This window comes from Kerstersia sp., from assembly GCF_052103615.1.
GTDB lineage: Bacteria > Pseudomonadota > Gammaproteobacteria > Burkholderiales > Burkholderiaceae_B > Kerstersia.
Map to the genome: position 1 here is coordinate 1 of NZ_JBQEKA010000057.1, position 18,714 is coordinate 18,714.

Annotated in this window: 13 protein-coding genes; 3 read left to right on the top strand and 10 right to left on the bottom strand. The window is 63.3% G+C overall.

Features of this window, described 5'->3' with window-relative positions; genetic code table 11:
* Nucleotides 1–1,103 precede the first annotated feature (1,103 nt).
* From ACTJGZ_RS11570 to ACTJGZ_RS11585, 4 genes are all read right to left on the bottom strand, one after another.
* Nucleotides 1,104–4,037, bottom strand: coding sequence for a TonB-dependent receptor domain-containing protein (locus ACTJGZ_RS11570; RefSeq protein WP_441663076.1), 2,934 nt, complete (start codon nucleotides 4,035–4,037; stop codon nucleotides 1,104–1,106).
* A 555-nt stretch (nucleotides 4,038–4,592) separates the two neighbouring features.
* Complete coding sequence (locus tag ACTJGZ_RS11575) at nucleotides 4,593–7,544, bottom strand: TonB-dependent receptor domain-containing protein (protein ID WP_441663077.1); 2,952 nt, start codon at nucleotides 7,542–7,544, stop codon at nucleotides 4,593–4,595.
* Between the two features lie 145 nt (nucleotides 7,545–7,689).
* On the bottom strand, nucleotides 7,690–8,667 hold the full coding sequence (locus tag ACTJGZ_RS11580) for a FecR family protein (RefSeq protein ID WP_441663078.1): 978 nt from the start codon (nucleotides 8,665–8,667) through the stop codon (nucleotides 7,690–7,692).
* A 9-nt stretch (nucleotides 8,668–8,676) separates the two neighbouring features.
* A complete protein-coding gene (locus tag ACTJGZ_RS11585) occupies nucleotides 8,677–9,207 on the bottom strand; it encodes a sigma-70 family RNA polymerase sigma factor (protein WP_441663079.1) in 531 nt (176 codons plus the stop codon).
* 597 nt (nucleotides 9,208–9,804) lie between these two features.
* Here ACTJGZ_RS11585 and ACTJGZ_RS11590 point away from each other — a divergent pair.
* Entirely contained in the window at nucleotides 9,805–10,167 is a 363-nt protein-coding gene (locus ACTJGZ_RS11590; protein ID WP_441663080.1) for a DUF4870 family protein, read from the top strand.
* A gap of 88 nt (nucleotides 10,168–10,255) precedes the next feature.
* Here ACTJGZ_RS11590 and hutG read toward each other — a convergent pair whose 3' ends face one another.
* The 5 genes from hutG to ACTJGZ_RS11615 all read right to left on the bottom strand — a co-directional run bounded on the left by hutG (nucleotide 10,256) and on the right by ACTJGZ_RS11615 (nucleotide 16,030).
* Nucleotides 10,256–11,065: an N-formylglutamate deformylase gene (gene hutG / locus ACTJGZ_RS11595; RefSeq protein ID WP_441663081.1), complete on the bottom strand. Its 810-nt coding sequence runs from the start codon at nucleotides 11,063–11,065 to the stop codon at nucleotides 10,256–10,258.
* Between the two features lie 101 nt (nucleotides 11,066–11,166).
* The gene (locus tag ACTJGZ_RS11600) at nucleotides 11,167–11,988 is read right to left on the bottom strand and encodes a carbon-nitrogen hydrolase family protein (protein WP_441663082.1); all 822 of its coding nucleotides are present in this window, start codon (nucleotides 11,986–11,988) and stop codon (nucleotides 11,167–11,169) included.
* Between the two features lie 135 nt (nucleotides 11,989–12,123).
* Nucleotides 12,124–12,981 (bottom strand): serine hydrolase, encoded by an 858-nt coding sequence (locus tag ACTJGZ_RS11605; protein ID WP_441663083.1) that lies wholly within the window; start codon nucleotides 12,979–12,981, stop codon nucleotides 12,124–12,126.
* Between the two features lie 18 nt (nucleotides 12,982–12,999).
* Nucleotides 13,000–14,409 (bottom strand): gluconate:proton symporter, encoded by a 1,410-nt coding sequence (locus ACTJGZ_RS11610; protein ID WP_441663084.1) that lies wholly within the window; start codon nucleotides 14,407–14,409, stop codon nucleotides 13,000–13,002.
* A 145-nt stretch (nucleotides 14,410–14,554) separates the two neighbouring features.
* Nucleotides 14,555–16,030, bottom strand: coding sequence for an N-acyl-D-amino-acid deacylase family protein (locus ACTJGZ_RS11615; protein ID WP_441663085.1), 1,476 nt, complete (start codon nucleotides 16,028–16,030; stop codon nucleotides 14,555–14,557).
* A gap of 106 nt (nucleotides 16,031–16,136) precedes the next feature.
* Here ACTJGZ_RS11615 and ACTJGZ_RS11620 point away from each other — a divergent pair, with 106 nt between their 5' ends.
* Nucleotides 16,137–17,081: a LysR family transcriptional regulator gene (locus ACTJGZ_RS11620; RefSeq protein WP_441663086.1), complete on the top strand. Its 945-nt coding sequence runs from the start codon at nucleotides 16,137–16,139 to the stop codon at nucleotides 17,079–17,081.
* Between the two features lie 50 nt (nucleotides 17,082–17,131).
* Here ACTJGZ_RS11620 and ACTJGZ_RS11625 read toward each other — a convergent pair whose 3' ends face one another.
* The gene (locus ACTJGZ_RS11625; RefSeq protein WP_441663087.1) at nucleotides 17,132–18,025 is read right to left on the bottom strand and encodes a LysR substrate-binding domain-containing protein; all 894 of its coding nucleotides are present in this window, start codon (nucleotides 18,023–18,025) and stop codon (nucleotides 17,132–17,134) included.
* 284 nt (nucleotides 18,026–18,309) lie between these two features.
* Between ACTJGZ_RS11625 and ACTJGZ_RS11630 the strand changes: the two genes are divergently transcribed.
* Nucleotides 18,310–18,714: FAD-dependent oxidoreductase (locus ACTJGZ_RS11630; protein WP_441663088.1), on the top strand; the 405-nt coding region annotated here is incomplete at its 3' end.

Sequence of the window (18,714 nt, forward strand, 5' to 3'; positions counted from 1 at the left end):
GGCGCTGCCGCCAGATCCTCAGGTGCTCTGGCTTACTGAAGACCGCCCCAAGACACCCCCCCACCCGCTGCATGCGCCACACAGCCCAACCGGCCTGCGGCCGCCCCTGGCGGGGCGGCCGCAGGCAAGCCGGGTCTGCTGCCTGGCTTACCGCGGTGCAAGGTGACGTGCAGCCTTCTCAGCCTCTCAGTGGTTCAGTGAGCGGTGCCTCCGTGCGTGGTGGCTCCGTGCGCGGTGCGCCTGCATGAGCCATCCCACGGTTTGCCTCCGCTCGATCAGGGATTAAGGGGCCGCCATGGCGGCTATCCTGAGTCGGATCGGCGGCAACGGCCTCGCATCGGCAATCCGCGTCGAGCTATGCACGGGTGCGCTTCACCTAGCCCCGCCTCAAGCCTTGGCCCAGCCAGGTGTCACATCTGAACAAAGACAGCCGATCGCATCGTGCTCAACGGCCTAGCCGTACCGTAAACATATCTTCGGCAACGGCAACGGCAACGGCAACGGCAACGGCAACGGCAACGGCTATGCGCTGTGCTGGCATGCCTGTTGAACGGCAATAGCGCGCCGTTGCTGCCTTCCTGATTGTTTGTTGAGGGCTGCTCACTGGCTCCTGATATGGCCTATCTCTCGCGCAACAGCATGGCATCGTTATGGCAGTTTTTGCCCGTAGGGGCCGGGGGCCGGCTGATTCGATCCGTTTATTGAAGGTATATGTGGCCGAACGTGAGTTGTGCTTGCGGTTGTGCTTGCGGGAGTGATCCTATATGGCCTGACTTGCCCGCGCTGGCAAGGATATTGATGCCTCGGTTCTGGCGCCGCGCTTGCTTTACGTCGAGAGAGGGGCGCTTGATATCTTGTCGCGACCCTGGGCGCGGCCATGATGATACGGCTAGCGTCGCTGCTGCGCCCGGGCTGAGGTTGCAGCGACGGGTGCCGTTGCGGCGGCATGGACTCGGCAGGCGATTACGTGACTGCCAGCAATGAAAAACCCCGATGCTGCCTGGGCAGGACCGGGGCTTTTTTAGCGTCTGATTTAGCACCTGAAACAACAGGCGGCAGGCGGCGGATGCCGCGCTGCATGAGGCGCGGCGGTTGTGGCTTGCTTACATCTGCACTTGCAAGCCGAGGCGCAGGGTACGGCCCGGTGCGGGCATCATGCTTTGCGCGAGCGGATCAAGGTAGTAGCGGTTGGTGATGTTTTGCAGGGAGACGTTGACGGCTGCCTGTTTGTGGAACTGGTAGCTCAGGAAGGCATCGACCAGGGTGACGGGGTGGTAGATCAGTTGCGGGGTGGTGTCACCGTTCTGCCACGGCTCTTCCATGCGTTCCGTCGGGCCGGAGGTGAAGGTCATGCGGCTGCCTACCGTCAGGCGCTGATCCAGCCAGCGTGAACCCAGTGTGAGATTGACCGCGTATTTGGGCGGGTTCTGGGTGTTGGTGTAGGAACCCATGAAGCTGCCCGGCGTGCAATCCGGCGTGTCTTGCGTGGGCATGTAGCGGTCAGCTTTGGCCCGCAGGTTGGCGGCGAAAGCGGCGTCGCAGGTGCGGGTCTTCAGGTAGTGAGTCGCCGACAGATCCGCGAAGACCCAGCCGTTGTCATATTGGGATTGCAGTTCCAGTCCGCTGGCCTGATAGCTGTCGGCATTGGAGAATGTCATCGAGCCATTGAGGGTCGGGTCGTAATAGCGGGTGATGTAGTTCTTGATGTCGTTGCGGAAATAGGCGAATTTGAAGGCAGCGAGATCAGTGGAAGACAGTACGCCGCTATGAATGGTGCTGAAGCCCAGTTCCAGGTTGCGCGCGCGTTCCGGTTTGAGGTCGGAGACCGGGGTGACTTGCAGCGTGCCCAGCGATGTTTCGAACAGCGAGGGCAGGCGTATGCCGGTCGTGTACGAGGCATAGACCAGGGTGTCAGGCGCCAGCTCGTAACTGACACCGAATGCGGGCGCGATGCCGTTGTCATGAGATTCCAGCGGTTCGGTGTGGCTGTAGCCCACGACGGTGGAGAAGCTCATAGGCTGAGAGGCCGCGACATAGCTGGGCGTGCCGAACTCATCCAGAGGCATGCCGACTTCCGGATGGTTGGAGTCCGAATACACGAAGCCGTTGTTTTTCATGGGGTCGGTGGCGTCGGTGTAGTCACCGTTTTCATCCGGGTACCAATCCATGTAGCCAAGCTTGCCGTTGGCGAAGATCATGACGGACTTCTTTTCGCGGTCCTCGCGGATGGCGCTGGCGTAGGTATTGCGGTCGTGCGATTTGTATTTGGTGAAACGCACGCCGGTCCAGAAAGTCAGCCGGTCCGTGGGTTTGTATTCCAGTTTGCCGGTCAGGCTCATTTCCTGGCGTTTGCCGTCGCGCAGAATGCGGTTGGCATTGCGGTCATCCTCGGTAATGCTGATGCCGGCTTTCGGGCTGAGGTTTTCCGTCTGGAAGGCGCCGCCCAGTTCAAAGGCGAAATCACCGATACCGCTGCTGAATTCCGAGCGGTTGCTGATATCCATGCCGATGCGGCGGTTGTTCAGGCGGGTCCAGGCCCGGTCACCGACATACATTTCGCTGCGCGGCGCCATGACAGAGGTGATTTGCTCGGTGCGCGCGCCGGTGAACCACAGGTTGGTCTTGAGATTGACCCAGGTGTTATCGGCGGGGTTGAAGCTGTAGCGCAGCGAGGTGCTGTCGATTTCTGTCCTGCCAGTGGGGTATTGATAGATACCCGCCGTGCCGCTGCGGATGATGTCCGAAGGCATGACTTCGCCATTGTGGCCGTTATAGCGGCGGTAGCTCAGTTCCACGGCGTGGCCGGCGGCCGGGCGCAGCGTGGTTTTCACCAGCACGGATTCGGTTTCCGCCGAGGAGTTCAGGACTTCTTCCCCAGGCTTGTACATTTTGGCCACATTGTGTTCTTCGCGGCCATATTTGTCGTATTCGACGTAGCTGTCGTAACCGTGTTTGCCGGCGAAATAATTGCCCTGGGTACGGTGCGCGTAGGCGGCGACCAGATCGACTTTTTCGCTGGTATAGCCGAAGGCGATGCTGCCGGCCTGGGCGCTGGAACCAAACAGATTGCCGTGTTTGCTTTCCGGCTGGCTATACATTTCTTCGATGCCGCTGTAGTTGGAACCGTTACGCGAGCGGTGGGCGGGCTTTTCGCCGTTATTCCACATTTCGCCGGTGACGCGCACGCCTATGCTTTGGCCAGGCAGAATGATGTCATCGACACCAATGGTATTCATGACGACCGAGCCGCCAATGGCATTGCCGCCGGTGGCGGCGGACAGGCCTGGCCCTTTGTTGACGGTGACGCTGCTGAGCAGGTCAGGGTCGATATAGCTGCGCTGCTGGGTGCCGGCATAGCCGCGGTACACATCCAGCGCCTGCTGCGCGCCATCGACGATCACGGCGACGCGGCTCTGGCCTTGGATTCCGCGGATGTTGACATCCAGGCCGCCGCCGTTGCGGCTGTCGCCCACTTGCACGCCGGGCACGCCTTTGAGGATATCGCCAGGCGAGAGCGGCACAAAACGGCGCAGCTGCGCTTCCGAGAGGTGGACCGAGGAGCGCGGGGCGGTATAGACCGCGCGTTCCGCATTGTCGGGCGCCGTGCCTTCGACGGTGACTTCGGGCAGGCTGGCGACCGGGCCGGCGGTTTTCCGCAGGGTATAGCTGCCATCCGGGCGGGCGACCAGTTCCAGGCCGCTGTTGGACAGCAGGCGATTCATGCCTTCCCGCGCCGTATAAGTGCCTTGCAGAGCGGGCGCCTGATACTTGCTGGTCAGGGCGGGATCGAAGGACAGCAGAATGCCGGACTGGGTTGCGAATTCCGCCAGCGAGCGGCTCAAGGGCATGGCTGGCAGGCGGTATTCAATCAGGGTGCTGCCATCGAGCGCCGCGCTGCCGGCGGTCTGGGCCATGGCCGTCGGGCTGAGCCCGGGCAGCAGCGCTGTGCCGATGAGCAGGCCGAACATGAATTGGCGGACGGCGGCTGCACCAGGGTGCAGGCGGCCAGGAGCGGAGAGGATGGGTTGTGGCTTCATGCTGAGAATAAGGTGTCCGCCAGGTGGCGGGAAATATCCAAATGGGCCGGTGCCGCTGGCAGGCTTCAGGCAAACCGGTCTGTCTTGACGCCTGCGCGGTACGGCCAATATCGGATATTTTTCAATATAGGAATGATTTCTGATTCACGACAATAAAAAGAAATCGCCTAGCGCGCTGCCGGCCCAACAGATCCGGCAGTGGCACAGGCTGAACGGGCAAGGCAGGCAAGCGGGGCACGCGGCAGGCGCGCGCGGCGCAGCGGGAGCAGGGCGATGCAGAACATGATGAGCAAGCTTCCGGTAATGTTGGGCTCAGGACTGGAATCAGTGGCAGAGCCGATAGCCGGCAGTTTTCTGGCCGGCTTTCATTACCCATGTCGAACGACGCGCAAGAAAGTATATATTTTCCCGGCTATTTTACATTTTGTTTCTTTTGCGGGGAAAAATACCGGGGTCTGCCGGGGCCGCCTGGCGCTTGGTTGGCGCTCGGTTGGCACCCGGGTGGCAACCGGGTGGCGCCAGGCGGCTGGGTTCACCTTATTGCGGCGCAAGGTTTTACATTTGCAGTTTCAAGCCAACCATCAGGGTGCGGCCCGGCGCGGGCATGAAGCTTTGCGATAAGGGGTCAAGATAATAGCGGTTGGTGATGTTCTGCAAAGAGACGTTCACCGAGGCCTGTCTGTGGAACTGGTAGTTCAGGAAGGCATCGACCACAGTGACGGGTTGGTAGATCAATTGCGGCGTGGTGGCATTGAATTGCCACGGTTCGTTCATTTCCCGGGTGGGGCCAGAGGTGAATACCATGCGCCCGCCTAGAGTCAGGGTTTCGTCCAGGAAGCGTGAGCCCAGGGTCAGATTCACGGCATATTTCGGCGGGTTCTGGGTATTGGCATACGAGCCCATGAAACTGCCTGGCGTGCAGTCCGGCGTATTTTCGGTAGGCAGGTAGCGGTGAGCGCTGGCGCGCAGGTGCGCAGCGAATTTGGCATCGCAGGTTTGCACACCGAAGTAATGCGTGGCCGACAGATCCATGAAAATCCGGCCCGAATCATACTGGGACTGAAATTCCAGGCCATTGACCCTGAAGTGGTCAGTGTTCGAGAAACTCATCATGCCAAAACCCAGATCGCCATAACGGGGCGCGCCCCAGCTGGCCGGATCTTCATAGCGGGTAATGTAGTTCTTGATGTTGTTGTTGAAGTAGGCCAGTTTGAGCGACAGGGCATCGCGCGGCGTGATGAGCGCGGACTGAATGGTGCTGACGCCGATTTCCCAGTTCCGGGCGCGTTCGGGCTTGAGGCCTTGCGCCGGCATGAGCTGGGAGGTGCCCAGGCTGGTTTCAAACAAGGAGGGCAGCCGCACCGCCTGTGTGTAGGACACGTAGGCGAAGGAATCGCGGGCGAATTCGTAGCTGATACCCAGGCCGGGAGCAAAGGTGTTGCCGCTGTCTTCAACAGGTTCGGAGAAGGCGTAGCCGGAGGTCAGGTCGGCTTCATACACGCCATCCCAGACGTCGGACTCGTATTCCGGGCCTATGTCTTCCATAGGCATGGCAAAGGAATAATCTTTCCAGACGGTGCCATTGTTCAGGCGCGGGTCGGAAGCATCGGTGAATTGTCCGTTGGCATCCGGCAGCCAGTACATGACGCCATTTCCTTCTGGCCAGGAAAGCCGGATCATGCGGTAGGCGGTGTGTGTTTTAACCGGTGTCGCGTGGCGGTTGCGATCGCGGGTCTTGAAGTGGGTAAAGCGCGCGCCGCCCCAGAGGGTCAGGCGGTCGGTGGGTTTGTATTCCAGTTTGCCTGACAGGCTGAGTTCACGCCTGTGCGCGTCACGTACTGTCCGATTGGCGTCCAGGTCGTACTGGGTGATGACTACGCCGGATTGCGGCGCGAGTTCTTCAATCTGGAAGGAGCCGCCAATATCCAGCGCGAATTGGCCGATGCTGCTCGTGAATTCGGAGCGGTTGCTCAGATCGCCGCCGATGCGGCGGTTCGTTTGTCTGACCCAGCCGCGGTCAACCGTGAAAACCTGGCTGGCGGGAACCATGACGCCGCTAATGGTGCTGCTGCGCGCGTCTGTCATCCAGAGCGTGCTGTGGAGGTTGATGAGCGGGTTGTCCGCTGGGTCAAAACGGTAGCCCAGCGTGAAGGTATCTATCAGCGTATGTCCTGCCGGATACTGGTAAATATTGGCAGTGCCGAAACGGAAAATGTCCGAAGGCATGATTTCCGTCTGGTGGCCGTCATAGTTGCGGTAGCTCAGGTCAACTGTATGGCCGGCGGCGGGCCGGAGGGTGGTTTTTAGCAGAACGGATGCCGTTTCGCTTGAAGAGTTGAGCACTTCTTCGCCAGGCATATAGGTCGTCGCAACCGAGCCTTGCTCCTTGCCGTATTTGTCATGGACACGATATTTGTCCTGGCCATGTTTGCCGGTGAAGTAGTTGCCTTGCGTGCGCTTCGCGTAGGCGGCCACAAAGTCTATGTATTCGCCGCTGACGGCGAAGGCGATGCTGCCGGCCTGGGCCTGAGAACCGAAAAGATCGGCACGTTTTTCATGCAGGTCCGCCGCCAGGGATTCCCCTTTGGGCAAGGTTTTGCCACGGGCTTCCGGTTTGACGCCGTTATTCCACATGCTGCCGGTCAGGCGCAGGCCTATGGTTTGTTCGGGCAGCAGGATATCCTGGACGCCTATGGTTTTCATGGCGACGGAGCCGCCCAGCGCATTGCCGCCGGTGCGGCTGTCCAGACTGGGGCCTTTGTTGATCGTGATACTGCTGAGCAGGTCGGGGTCGATATAGCTGCGTTGCTGGGTGCCGGCGTAGCCGCGGTAAACATCCAGCGCCTGCTGCGCGCCGTCAACAGTCACGGCGATCCGGCTTTGCCCCTGGACCCCGCGTATGTTGATGTCCAGCGCGCCGCCGTTGCGGGAGTCGCCCACTTGAACGCCGGGCACGCCCTTGAACAGATCGCCAGTGGAAATGGGCGCGTAGCGTTCGATTTCAGCGCCTGAGAGATAGACGGATGAGCGCGGCGCGGTATAGACCTCTTCGGCTGGGCTGAGGTTGCCCACGACCGTGACTTCCTGCAGTTCGGCGACTCTGGCCGGGCCTGGCTTCTGGCGCAGCGTATAGCTGCTGTCGGGCCGCCTGGCAATTTCCAGGTCGCTGCCGGCCAGCAGAATTTGCAGCCCCGCGGCAGGGGCGTACTCGCCCTGGAGGGCGGGCGCGCGCAGGCCGCTGGTGAGGGCGGGGTTGAACGAGAGCAGCAGGCCGGATTGAGTGGCGAATTCAGCTAGCGAGCGGCCTAGCGGCCCGGCAGGAATATCGTACTGGCGCGCGCTGGCATGGGGCAGCGGGCTGGCCGCAGGCGCGCTTTGGGCCAGCGCCGTGCCAGGGTGCGCGAGCAGGGCCGCAGTGGCGGCGGACAAACCGGAAAGCACCAGCGGGCCTGTCAGCACCAAGGGTGACAGGCGTGCCGACAGAGGGGCAATAGGGGGGCGGGACATCTCGATCATTCCTCAAGAACAGGGCGGAGTCAGGTCCAGCGCTGCGCGACACGCTGGTCTTTCACTCTCTTTGTCGCTTGAGGCATGAAAAAGGATATTTCCGGAGCGGGAAACAGGCGGGCTGGTGGGACGTGACCGGGCGGGATCAACGGCCGATGTAAACCCGCCGCCCGTTGCGGCGCAGGTTCAATTGGTAGGTCTGGGCCAGCATTTGCAAGGCCAGGTCGATGTCATGGACAGGGAATGCGCCAGATAATTTCAATTGGCGCAGGCCCGGCGCGAACTCGATGGTGTCCTGGCTGTAGCGGGATAGCTCCGCGACCCATTGTGGCAGGCTCATGGCATCGGCCATCAACAGGCCGTTGCGCCATGCCGACGAGGCTTCGCTGGTGCCGGATAGCGGCCCGACATGCTGGCGGGTAAAGCTGGCCTGTTGCCCGGCCTGCAGTGTGACGGCAGCGCCAGGGCCGGCGTCAGCCGGGGTGATGCGCACCGCGCCTTCATAGACGGCCAGCAGCGTGTGGTCTTCATGCTGGCGCACGATAAAACGTGTTCCCAGCGCCTGCATGCTGCCGTGATCGGTGCGCACCCGGAAGGGCCGGGGCGGCTGTTGCGTGTCGGGCGCCGTGCTGATGTATATCTCGCCCTGCTTGAGGGTCAGCAGGCGCTGCCCGGCGGTGTAAGCCACATCCAGCACGGTGTCGGTATTGAGCGTAATCCGGGTGCCGTCGTCCAGCGTTGCCTCCAGCTGTTCGCCGATGCCAGCCACATAGTCGGCATTCAGGCGCTCGAACCAGGGGCGGGCTTGCCAGGCCAGCCATCCGGCAGGCGCCAGGGCCAGGAGCGCGGCGGCGCTGCGCAGCAGCGCGCGGCGGCTGGCGCCGCTATGGGAGTCGGCGCGCCGCAGCGTCGGCCCGGCCAGGCCGGCCGGCATGCTGCCTATTTTGTCCAGCAGCCTTTCCGCGCGCCGCCAGGCCCGCTGGTGTTCGCTGCTCTGGCTGTGCCAGCGCGCGAAACGGGCTTGTTGCTCCGCATTCATGCGGCCTTCCTGGACGCGCAGCAGCCAATGCGCTGCCTCATTGAGGATGCCGGGGTCGATGCGGTTATCCGGTGAGTGGCTCATGCTGCGGATTCAATCGTCGGGCATCTGGCTCAGGCAGAGCAGGTACGCCTTGTGCATATAGCTTTTGACGGTGGGAATGCTGATGCCCAGGGCCGCGGCAATGTCAGCCTGTTTCATGCCATCTACCGTGGCCATGAGAAAAGCCTGCTTGGCGCGCGGCTTCAGGGTGTCCAGCATGGCGTCGATTTCGGCCAGTGTTTCGACAATGATGTGCTGGTGTTCCACCGACGGATGTTGCGGTTCGGGTAGCGTGGCCAGTGTCTCCAGCCAGGCGCGTTCCAGCGATTGGCGGCGTATCCAGCTGACCACCACGCCTTTGGCCACGGTGGCGAGATAGGCGCGGGGTTTGAGCAGCTCGTCAGGCTGCGGCGCGCGGTTGCGGCTGCTGATCAGGCTGACGAACGTATCATGCGCCAGGTCTTCCGCGACTTCGCGGCCGGAATGCTGCAGCTTGCTGGCAATCCAGTTGCGCAGCCAGCTGTGGTGATCCGCGTATAGCGTGGCGATATCGGCCGAAGAGGTAAGGGCGGAAGAGGGCATGGCCTTTCAGCGAGACAGGTGGCGGTGAAGAGGGTGCATGGCGGCTGGGGCAGGGAGGCTGGCCGGCCTTCCCGGCGGCGTGTATTGCCAAGGCGCTTCCAGGAGGCCCCTGCCCCTAAGACGCTCTCAAGACGCGCGGCGCCAGTCATGCGAATCGCGGGCAGGGCGCGGGGCAGGTGAATGCCAGGCCGGGGCAGCCGGAATCGGACAGTCTAGTGAGCCATGGGCGTCTTGGGCAGCTGGGCGGCAGGCCAGTGGAGGTGCCAGATTCGGTATGCCGAAAGCGGTATGCCAAAATCAGTACGCCAGCACAAAATGCTTTGATGATTATAACTCTCATTAACGTTTATTCCTGCTGGCCGTGGAAATCCTGCAACATCCGGGGCGGGACCAGGGGGGGCGATCACGCGCCGGTTCCGCTATAGGAGGCTAGGCAGCCAGCATCGCTGACACAGGGCGGAATGCGCGGCAGCGGGCGCTGTGCAGGAAAATGCCGCAGTGCGCAAGCGGCATGGATTCAGGATGGCGCGGCGCTGCAACACGTTATTACAGACAACGAGGTAAGATATCCCCTGTTTTGATAAGGAGTCGATCAACATGAGCAACCTGCCGCAATCCGGCTCGCCCGAATTGAGCCTGCAGACCGTTATGCACATCGTCTATGGCCTGTTTGCCGTGTCGCTGATCAGTGCGGGCTTTCTGGGCCTGGCTGCGGTCGCTGGTGTGATCCTGCTGTACGTCAAGCGCCAGGATTTTGCCGCTACCTATTTCGATGGCCATGCGACCTGGCTGCTGGCGACATTCTGGTGGAGTGTGCTGGCGCTGGCCGTGAGTTTCCTGGCAACGCTGATCTATATCGGCTGGATCGGCGTGTTCGCGACGGTCGTCTGGGCCCTGTACCGCGTCATCCGCGGCTGGCTGGCGCTGGTCGAAGGCCGTTCTCCGGTTGAATTCGAGTAAATTTCCGCTTTGGCAGCGCCGGCTTGTGCTGGCGCGCTGATAAAAAGACGCCCGATCCGCTTGCTGGATCGGGCGTCTTTTTTTGTCCTCAGGCTTGGCTGGCGTAGGCCAGCGCGCTGCCCAACAGGCGGCGCAGCAGCGGCTGGATGGCTTGCGCCCGTTCTTCCAGATAGGCGAAGGGCAGGGCTTCTTCCATATAGCAGCATTGCGCCATTTCCAGCTGCACGGCGTGAATGCCGGTTTCGGGGGCGCCGTAGTGCCGGGTGATGTGGCCGCCTTTGAAGCGGCCATTGAGCACGCTGTGATAGCGGGTGTCGCTGCTGGCGACGGACAACAGTTCCTGGGCCAGCGCCGGGCTGCAACTTTTGCCGTCGGCCGTGCCGAAGTTCAAGTCCGGCAATTTGCCTTCGAAAAAGCGGGGAACGACCGAGCGGATGGAGTGCGCGTCCCAGAGCACGACGCGGCCATGCTGGGCGCGCAGGCGTTCCAGCTCCTGGCGCAGGCAATCATGGTAGGGCTGCCAGATGGCGGCGCGGCGGGACGCGATTTCCGTGGCGTCAGGCACATCGCCTGCGGCATAGATAGGGGTGTCATAGAAGGTATCCGCCGGGCACAGGCCAGTCACGCTTTGGCCAGGGTACAGGCTGGCGCCATCGGGCGGGCGGTTCTGATCTACGACATAGCGCGAGTAGTTCGCACACAGAAGAGAGGCGCCCATTTCGCGGGCAAAGGCGTACAGGCGGGGCATATGCCAGTCGGTGTCCGGAACTTGCCGGGCTTCTTCGGTGAAGCGAGCGGCGAGTTCGGGCGGCACATAAGTGCCTGCGTGCGGCATGGAGATCAGCAGCGGGGCTGTGCCCGGGTGAAAGGTATAGACGGCGGGAGCGGCTTTAGTCATTGTGGTTCTCCTTGCTGGAGCGCCCGGGCTGGGCGCGGGCATGGAAATAGGGGGAGGCGGAGGAATGCGGAGGGCGTAGGCAGGGGCGTCTGGCGCAGGCCTCAAGGGCTGGTGGGATACAGATCGCCGCGGCGGTGCGACCAGGCTGGCAGTTTTTCCCGCAGCATCGCGACGCGCGCCGGGTCCAGGTCGGCGCAAATATAGCCGGGCTGGTCGGGCATGCAGGCCAGGACGGTGCCCCAGGGGTCGATAATCATGCTGCGCCCCAGGCAGGGCAGTGCCGGTCCGGGGCCGCCAATTTGCGCCGCGGCAAGGACATAGCACTGGTTTTCGATGGCGCGGGCGCGCAACAGTACTTCCCAGTGGTCCCTGCCTGTATGGACATTGAACGCAGCCGGCACGACCAGCACATCGGCGCCGCGTGAGCGTAACGCGCGGAATAGCTCGGCAAAGCGGATGTCGTAGCAGATGCTCAGGCCCAGTTGCAGTCCGGCGGCGCTGAGGGTGGTGAGCGCGGTGCCGGGGGCGAAATCGTCGGATTCCAGGTAGGGCATGCCATTGACCACGGCATCGTACAGATGCGTTTTGCGGTAGCTGGCCGCGATCTGCCCGTCCGGCTGGAAAACCAGGCTGGTGTTGCCCAGGCGCGGGTCGTCCGCCAGCCGCTCGTGCATGGAACCCAGCTGGATCCAGCAGCCGGTGCGGCGGGCCAGCGCAGCCATGTGTTCGGTCACGATACCGGGAACCGGGGAGGCCTGCTGCTGCAAGAGTGCGGCGCTGCCGCGCACATCGCTGTATTCCGGGGTGATGATGAGCTGGGCGCCATCCTGGGCTGCAGCCAGAACCCAGCGTTCGATTTCTGCCAGATTGGCGGCGCGGTCATTGCCGCTGTCGAGCTGGATCAGTGCCACGCGTGTGGTCATAGAGTGTCTCCTTGGGGGATGAGGCCCCGGGGGCCGGGGGCGCATCAGGGCGGGCCGGGAGCCTGGCGGCACCATTCCGCCCCTTCCGGCTATTCCGCCCCGTCCGGCCATTCAGGCCAGTCAGGTTATATGAGGTCAGGGCGCAGGCAGGGCCAGGGCGACGGCCCTGGCGAGTTGCGCCAGCAGGGCGGCGCCATCGCCGCCGGAGAGTGTCATGCTGGTGCGCGGGTCGGTAAAACCGTCGGCCAGCACTGCCAGAACCACGCTCTGGCCGCCGGCAGACAGAATGCCGGCGTCATGACGCAGCCCGTGCAGCTGGCCGGTTTTGTTGGCCAGTTTGGCGTGCGCGGGCAGCGCGGCGCCAAAGTGCGATTGTTCATGCTGGTCGGCCAGCATTTGCAGGCCAAGCTGGCGCAGCGGCGCGGGCAGGCTGCCGTCGCGCAGCAGCCAGAGCAGTGCGGCGCAGGCATCGGCGGCGCTGGTCCAGTTGTCGCGGCCGGCGTCGCGCGCCTGGGCGTCCATCATGTGGCGTTCCAGGCGGGTTTGCGGCAGCCCGGCGCGCTGGCACCAGGGTGTCACGGATGCCAGACCCAGCCAGTCGATCAGGGCGTTGGTGGCGACGTTGTCGCTCAGGACAATCATCAGGCGGGCCAGTTCTTCCAGTTGCAGGCTGCGCACGCTGGGCAGCTGCTTGAGAATACCGGTGCCGCCCACGCGTTCGATGTGTTCCAGCGGCAGCATGTGGTCTAGCGGCCACGGGCCGGCAGCCGCTTGTTCCAGCAGCAGCAACAGGATGGGAACTTTGATCAGGCTGGCCGACGGCATGGCCGTGCTGGCGTCGCGCTCGAACAGCGGCGTGCCGTCCAGGGCATGCACGGCCATGGTGACGCGTGCCTGAGTGCTGGCCAGAATGGGGGCCAGGCCTTGGGCCAGCCTGCTGCGCAGGCCGGCAGTATCGGCGGGCGTGTGGCCCGGGTGACCCAATTCGAACATGCCGTCGCCTCCTTTGCGTCAGACCAGGATGAAGAACAGGCCGCAGAACATAAGCAGGTTCACGCCCATGACCGCCCAGCCGTTATAGAGCATGTACTTGAGCTGGGTCGAGCGGGCCAGCCCCATTTGCCCGAACATATCGGAAGACGGGAAGGGGCCGAACCAGTCGATCTGCGAGCTGCCCAGGATGACTGCCGTGGTGGCGGCCGGGCCGACTCCTGCGGCCGCCAGCACAGGCCCGAAGATTTTGGCGGTGAAAGTCATCTGCGCGACGGCGGCGCCGGGAATATGGCCGATCACGTTGAAGGCCACGATGATGATGCAAAGCACTGCGCCGCTGACGCCAATCAGGTAAGGCTGCACGACATCCAGCAAGGCATGGTAGGCATTGAGCTTATCGACCAGCACCAGCACCGGATTGAACAGCCAGAACAGGAAGAAGATCCAGATCAGCTTGCCCGAGCCTGCATACATGGCCTGCAGGATTTCGCGCGGCTGCAGGCCGCCAGCCAGGCCAGTGGCAGCGCCGAGCGAGACCATCACGATAATGGCGAAGGCGAAACCGGCCTTGGCGCTGATGCCGACAATGGCGAGCAGGATGATGGTCAGGCAGAAGGCCCAGGCGGCGCGCACGGCGCTGCGGGCAGGCGGGCGTGAGAGATTCAGCGCAGCCTGGCCGAGCGCGGCTTCTTCGTACTGGAAGTGCGGTTCGGTGATTTTCTGGATGCGCCCTGACATGAACCAGCCGGTCAGCAGCGTGGCGATGGCCATGGGAATGCCGGCTACCGTCAGGTATTCGACATAGGTCAGGCCGGTCAGCCCCGTGACGGTCACGACATTGGGCGTGAAGGGGCCGAGCACCAGGCCGGCGGAACCGGCAGTCTGGAACAGAGCAGCGACCGCAGGCGGAGACAGGCGGACGGCGGCGGCGATGGGGATGACCACCGCGGCGATGATGGCGTTGCCGCCAGCCAGCGTGCCCAGGGCGCCGCAGATCAGGGTGGAGGTGATCATGATGCCCAGGCGCACGCGTACCTGATTGGACAGGCCGATGCGCTTGACGATGGCGCGCACCAGCTGTTCAGCGGCGCCTGTGCGGGCAGCTACTTCGCCCACGCCGGCGCCCAGCACGATGATGAGGCCCACCACGGCGATGAAGGAACCGAGTGAATCTGCCAGCAGTTTGCCCATGGCAATCGGTGTGGTGCCAGTCATGATGGCGCCCAGCACGATGGCGGCGATGGTTGCCAGCACGATGTCCACGCCCAGCAGGGCAATGACGGCGAAGACGACAACAGGCGTCAGGCCCCAGAGCGAGGTCTCGCCCGGCATGACGAAATGGGTGTAAAGCGCGATGGCGAGGCCGACCAGGATCACCGCGATGGCGGCGTTGCGCTTGCCCTGGGGCATTTTCTGCGTGAGCGTCATGATGTCTCCTTCCTATTACCTTTGAGTCCTTAATGGTTTAAAAGTGTCGGACTCGTTGCCGCGGCCGTGACGTCTTGCGGAATCTTGCCGCAAGCGCCTGCCGCTGTTGTTGTACCGGTGCGGGCTTGCGCTCACCCGGGTATTTTCAGGCCGTGTCGGCAGGGCCGGACATGGCGGGAAATTCACGTTGCAGGACCTGGCCCGGCCGCTGGATGCCGGCTTGCGGCGGGAAGACCTGAATGCCATTGACGAGGACGGCATCGACGCCCACCGATGGCTGTGTCGGGTCTTCCCAGGTGGCGCGGTCTTCCACGGTATCGGGGTCGAAAATGACGATATCGGCCCAGGCGCCTTCACGCAGCGTGCCGCGGTCCAGCAGGCCGAATACCGATGCGGGCAGCGCCGTCATGCGGGCAATCGCCTGTTCCAGCGGCATGAGCTGGCATTCACGGACGTAGCGGCCCAGGATTCTGGTGAAACTGCCCCAGAGGCGCGGGTGCGGCCGTTCATCGCTGGGCAGGCCGTCGGAACCGACCATGCAGCAGGGATGGCGGAAGATACGCTGCACTTCATCTTCATCCATGGCGAAGTAAATGGCGCCGGCAGGCAGCAGGCGGCGTGCCGCCGTTTCGCGGTCACAGCCCCATTCCCAGGCGATATCGGACAGGTATTTGCCGCTGCATTCGGGGTGGGGCGTGGACCAGGTGATGCGGATGTCGTCGATCAGACTGGCGCGTTCCGGGATCAGAATGGTGGAGCTGCCAGGGTAAGGATAGATATCCAGCGCCACATCCAGCCCTTGCGCGCGGGCCAGGTCGATATTGGCCAGGGTGAACTGGCTGCGGCCCCAGTTGGCCTTTAGCATGCATTTGTGGTGTGACACCAGCGTGGCGCAACCGGTGCGGCGGCTGATGTCCAGTACTTCATCGACGGCAGCTTCCACGGTGTCGCCTTCATTGCGGATGTGGCTGGTGTGCAACGAACCGGCAGCGGCGGCGATATGCGCCAGGCCATCGAGTTCTTCCGGCGTGGAAACGCTGCCCGGCTCATAGGCCAGGCCGGTACTGAAACCGACCGCGCCGGCGGCCAGCGATTCGCGCAGCAGGGTTTCCATGGCCTGTTGTTCGGCAGGCGTGGGGGCTGCCATGGGGTCTTGCATGACGGCCAGCCGCAGGTTAGCGTGGCCGACGAGCGCGGCCACGTTGATCATGGGATGCAGTTTGCGCAAGGCTTGCAGATAAGTATGCATATCGGCAAACAACGGCGACTCGCCCAGCAGCGCCAGGGCTGCCGCGGTGTTGCCGGGCATGGGCGCGGGCGATGCGCTGACGCCGCAGTTGCCGACAACCACGGTCGTGATGCCCTGGCTGGTTTTCCAGTCCAGCTGGGGCTTTTCGACGAACATGAGATCATCATGGCCATGGGTGTCGATAAAACCCGGCGCGACAATATGGCCGGCAGCGCTGATCGTCTGATGGGCACGGGCCTGGCTCAGGTCGCCTATGGCGGCCACACGGCCGTCACGAATGCCGATATCGGCGCGGCGGCGTTCAGCGCCTGTGCCGTCGATCAGCCAGCCGTCGGTGATCTTGATGTCGAGATCCCGGGTGTTTTTCTGCATGTCTTCCTCCTGACACCCTTCCTGGACGGAATGGGCTGGCTTTATTATCCAAAGGCATCATCCATCTGAAAAATCCTTTTAGTTAATGCATTGATCAGGATTTGTTATGAATCGACTGCCCAAGCACATCACCCTGAAGCACCTCAATGCTTTTGTCGCTGTCGCGCAGGAGGCGAGCTTCACCTATGCCGCGCATCGCTTGTTCCAGACTCAGTCATCGGTGACCGGCCTGATCCGGCAACTGGAATCCGCGCTGGGCACGCAATTGTTTTCGCGTACCAGCCGCCGCGTGGCCCTCACGAAAGTCGGGCAGGAGTTTCTGCCGCGTGTCACCCGCTTGCTGGCGGATTTCGATGGCGCGATTGAGGACGTGGTGCGTTATGGCGCGCTGGAGCGGGGGCGGGTCGGGGTGGCGGCAGCGCCATCGGCCATCACGGAATTGATTGCGCCGGCGGCTGCTGCCTTTGCCGCGCGTTATCCGGGCATCCGGCTGTATCTGCGCGATGACAATTCCGGGCGCATACAGCGGCAGGTGGTTGCGGGCAGCGTGGATTTCGGCTTGACGAGCCGCTGGGCCGATGTGCACGGGCTGGAGTGCGAGCCCTTGCTGGAAGATACTTTCGGCGTGCTGTTTCGCAGCGATGATCCGGAGATACCGGTGGATGCGGCGGGAACGGTAGCCTGGGAGGCGCTGGTCGGGCGCAAGCTGGTCGGCGTGGTCGATGAAACCGGCATCATGGCCTTGCTGCAATCGCGCGCGGATTTGCCTATCGAGGCTGCCGCGCCTTTTTACGAGGCTTCCAGCACCACGTCTCAGGCGGCGATTGTGCAAAGCGGGCTGGCCATTGCTGTTTTGCCAGCGCTGGCGGCCAAGCGCGTGATGGCGCCTGGCCTGGCATATGCCTTGCTGCGTGAGCCGACGGTGGTGCGCATGCTGTGCCTGATGTTCCATGAAGAGCATGCGCCGACACCGGCTGCCCAGGCGCTGGCCGATGCCATCCGGCAGCAGGTGCGGCGGATCGTACTGCCGCTAGGGTGCCGTCTGCCCTGACGCGCCGAGGCTGGCGCGGGCGCGTGAGCAGGCAATCAGCGCGATGCGGCCTACGCGGTTTCGGGGGCCAGCCATAGGCGCAGGGCCTGAATGGCCGGGCTGTGGGCGCGTTCTTCGGTCGAAATGAAAAAATAGTTTCGCGGCGAGACGAAAGGCTCGTCGTGCAGCCGGACCAGCCGGCCAGCCCGCAAGGATTCGCCGGCCACATATTCAGGCAGCAGGGCTGCGCCCAGGCCGGCTTCGGTTGCGGTGATTGAGAGTGTCAGCAGGCTGTAGTGGGCGCCCGGCGCGGGCACTTCAATGCGTTGGCCGAGCTGGCGCAAATAGGCGGGCCAGGCGTTGGGCGCCGAGGTCAGGTGCAGCAGCGGCAGGCCTGCCATCTGCGCGGGTGTCAGCGGCGCCTGCGGGCATAGCGCGGGGGCGGCCATGGGCCAGGAAATCAGGGGGGCCAGCATTTCCCCGACACAGCCGGGTTCAGGGCCTTCGCAATGCACGATGGCAGCGTCCAGCACGGAGTCGCGCACCGAAATCGGGCCGACATGCGTGACCACATCCAGCTGAATATCCGGGTGGGCCAGCGCGAACTGGCTGAGCCTGGGCATCGCCCACAGCGTGCCGAACGTGGTGGGCACGGAAATCCGCAGCACCGTGTCAGGCAGCGAGCGGGTTGCGACCGCAATCGACGCGGATTCCAGTTCGTCCAGCAGGTAGCGGATGCGGCGCAGGTAACTGGCGCCCGCTTCGGTCAGCGCCAGTCCGGTCGGCGTGCGCAGGCAAAGCGCGGCGCCGACGAAATTTTCCAGGTCGGTCAACTGCCGGCTGACCGCGCTTTGCGTCAGGCCCAGATCCTGCGCGGCGGCCGTGATGCTGCCGCGCCGGGCAATGACTTCAAAGGTGTTCAGGTTGACGGTCGCGGGCAAGAGCCGCTGCGTGGGATGTTTCATGGTGCTCCGGGCCAGTGACGGACAGCACAGGGAATGCGGCAAGGGTATCGAAAAAATGCAAAGGGGGGTACTTTTAATTTGTTGGACAGCAGGCATTGTGGTGGCGGAAACTTTGCATACCTGTATTTTTTCGATGTCAGCGGGGCTTGCCCGATACCGGATGGGCAGGGTCTGGCGGTGGCAGGGATATATGTTCCGTAGGCGGGCCCGGGCGGGCCGGGCAGGGATGGCAGGCCAGGCTTGCCGGCGGAGCATCAAACAGACCAAGGGTAGGGGGAATCAAGGTGGCGTCAGTCAGTGCACAGGGCCAGCAGGCCTCATCGGAATATCAGCGTGCCGCGGCCGGGCCAGGCTTGCGCCATGTGGTGGTGCTGGGGTCGGGCATTACGGGTTTGCTGACGGCCTGGTATTTGCGCCAGGAAGGTCTGGAAGTTACGGTGCTGGACCAGGCTCAGGCGCCAGGTATGGGCGCCAGCCATGGCAATGGCGCGCAACTGTCCTATAGCTATGTGGCGCCGCTGGCCGGGCCGGGCGTGCTGGGCCAGGCGGTGACCTGGCTGTTCAACCCGGCTTCGCCGTTACGGTGGCGGCCACGCGCCGATTGGCGCCAGTGGCGCTGGCTGGCGCAGTTCGCGGCGGCCTGCAATGCGCGGCAAAGCCAGGCGACCACCGAGCGGCTGCTGCGTCTG

What these genes read in the sequence shown, in the direction of transcription:
- ACTJGZ_RS11580 (WP_441663078.1), bottom strand. Translation starts at nt 8,667, where the DNA reads ATGAGCCACTCACCGGATAACCGCATCGACCCCGGCATCCTCAATGAG.
- ACTJGZ_RS11570 (WP_441663076.1), bottom strand. Translation starts at nt 4,037, where the DNA reads ATGAAGCCACAACCCATCCTCTCCGCTCCTGGCCGCCTGCACCCTGGT.
- hutG (WP_441663081.1), bottom strand. Translation starts at nt 11,065, where the DNA reads ATGACTAAAGCCGCTCCCGCCGTCTATACCTTTCACCCGGGCACAGCC.
- ACTJGZ_RS11575 (WP_441663077.1), bottom strand. Translation starts at nt 7,544, where the DNA reads ATGTCCCGCCCCCCTATTGCCCCTCTGTCGGCACGCCTGTCACCCTTG.
- ACTJGZ_RS11620 (WP_441663086.1), top strand. Translation starts at nt 16,137, where the DNA reads ATGAATCGACTGCCCAAGCACATCACCCTGAAGCACCTCAATGCTTTT.
- ACTJGZ_RS11625 (WP_441663087.1), bottom strand. Translation starts at nt 18,025, where the DNA reads ATGAAACATCCCACGCAGCGGCTCTTGCCCGCGACCGTCAACCTGAAC.
- ACTJGZ_RS11585 (WP_441663079.1), bottom strand. Translation starts at nt 9,207, where the DNA reads ATGCCCTCTTCCGCCCTTACCTCTTCGGCCGATATCGCCACGCTATAC.
- ACTJGZ_RS11615 (WP_441663085.1), bottom strand. Translation starts at nt 16,030, where the DNA reads ATGCAGAAAAACACCCGGGATCTCGACATCAAGATCACCGACGGCTGG.
- ACTJGZ_RS11610 (WP_441663084.1), bottom strand. Translation starts at nt 14,409, where the DNA reads ATGACGCTCACGCAGAAAATGCCCCAGGGCAAGCGCAACGCCGCCATC.
- ACTJGZ_RS11600 (WP_441663082.1), bottom strand. Translation starts at nt 11,988, where the DNA reads ATGACCACACGCGTGGCACTGATCCAGCTCGACAGCGGCAATGACCGC.
- ACTJGZ_RS11590 (WP_441663080.1), top strand. Translation starts at nt 9,805, where the DNA reads ATGAGCAACCTGCCGCAATCCGGCTCGCCCGAATTGAGCCTGCAGACC.
- ACTJGZ_RS11605 (WP_441663083.1), bottom strand. Translation starts at nt 12,981, where the DNA reads ATGTTCGAATTGGGTCACCCGGGCCACACGCCCGCCGATACTGCCGGC.